This is a genomic window from Protofrankia sp. Cr1 (genome assembly GCF_963555865.1).
Classification (GTDB): domain Bacteria; phylum Actinomycetota; class Actinomycetes; order Frankiales; family Frankiaceae; genus Protofrankia.
On sequence record NZ_CAUVXO010000090.1, the window covers coordinates 14,121 to 15,100 of the forward strand.

General features: G+C 65.8%; 1 protein-coding gene. It reads left to right on the plus strand.

The features are described from left to right. A partial coding sequence (locus tag U9980_RS10220) for an amidohydrolase family protein (RefSeq protein WP_322767703.1) occupies window positions 1-980 on the plus strand: 980 nt, incomplete at both ends.

A 980-nucleotide genomic window follows, 5' to 3' on the forward strand; every position in this document is an offset into this window, starting at 1 on the left:
CACCTGTACGAACCGCGTGACGCGTTCGCCGACTACATCGACCCCGCATTTCGTGCGGAGGCGTTGCGACCGGTCCGCGACGCCGCCGGTACCGAACTGATCGTGGCTGGTGATCGGATTGTGACGTTCACCGACGGCAACCTGTACGAGCAGGTGCACGTCCCGGGGACGCTCGCCGAGAAGCTGCGCGCGATGAAGACCGGGATCGCCGACGACGAGCGCTTCTACCAGAAGCCCCGGCCTGAGTACCTGCAGCCGCAGGCCCGGCTGGCCGACCTCGATCGCCAGGGTGTCGAGGCTGCGCTTGTCTTTCCCGGGCTGGCGCTGTTCGCCGAGTCGTTCTGCCGGCGCACCGATGTCCTGTACGCCAACCTCAACGCCTTCAACCGGTGGCTGTTCGAGACCTGGGGGTTCGCGAACGGCGGCCGGCTGTTCTGCCCACCCGCGATCTCGTTCCGGGACCGAGACGAGGCGGTTCGCCAAACCGAATGGGTGCTGGAACGCGGCGCCCGAGTCGTGATGTTGCGCACCGGACCGGCCTACGGCCGTTCGCCCGCAGACCCGTATTTCGACCCGATCTGGGCACGGCTCAACGAAGCGGCCGTGGGCGTCGCCTACCACATCACCGATTGCGGCTACAACGAGCGTGAAGCCGTGCATTGGGGCCAGGACTCCAATCCGCGCCCGTATGATCAGTCCGCCTGGCAGTGGATGAACCTGTATGGCGACCGGGCGATCATGGATACTCTGTCCGCGCTCGTCTACGACAATCTGTTCGGTCGATTTCCGCAGCTCAAGGTCATATCCGTCGAGCACGGTGCAGGCTGGTTGCCGTACTTCATGGGGCGTATCGACAAGATGCGCGGCATGGGACGCAACGGCCCGTGGATAGGCGGTCCCCTACCCGGCCGGCCGACCGAGATCGTCCGTGCGCACATCCTGGTGGTCCCCTACCCGGAGGACGACATCGCCGAGATCGC